Origin of the sequence: Companilactobacillus futsaii JCM 17355, assembly GCF_001435505.1 — a bacterium.
In the GTDB taxonomy this organism is placed as follows: Bacteria; Bacillota; Bacilli; order Lactobacillales; family Lactobacillaceae; genus Companilactobacillus; species Companilactobacillus futsaii.
In genome coordinates this window covers 1-331 of sequence record NZ_AZDO01000074.1, presented here as the reverse complement: position 1 = coordinate 331, position 331 = coordinate 1, and the positions used below count along the sequence as shown (strand labels likewise).

At 29.9% G+C, this 331-nt stretch carries 1 protein-coding gene; it reads right to left on the bottom strand.

Features of this window, described 5'->3' with window-relative positions; genetic code table 11:
* Positions 1–37: 37 nt before the first annotated feature.
* On the bottom strand, positions 38–331 hold a 294-nt coding region (locus FC88_RS05950; protein ID WP_157060438.1), incomplete at its 5' end, for an IS3 family transposase.

The window sequence follows — 331 nt, the reverse complement described above, 5'->3', positions numbered from 1 at the left end:
TGAAGTGCAATAAAAAAGTTAGACATTTTTATAAGTTTTAAGAAATCATGGATTGTTCCCTGTATTCAACAGGAGACAATCCTTTTCTTTTTAAAGAAATTCGGTCATTGTTATACCAATTAATATATTCATCAACTAATTGCTTTAACTGATCTAAATCAAGAATGTTATACCTGTAAAGACACTCTCTTTTAAGCAGATTGAAAAAGCTCTCGATAGGGGCATTATCGTGACAATTACCTTTACGAGACATGCTTTGCTTAATATTCATTTCTTTTAATATATCTCTATAGTACTTTAATTGATAATGCCATCCTTGATCCGAATGAAG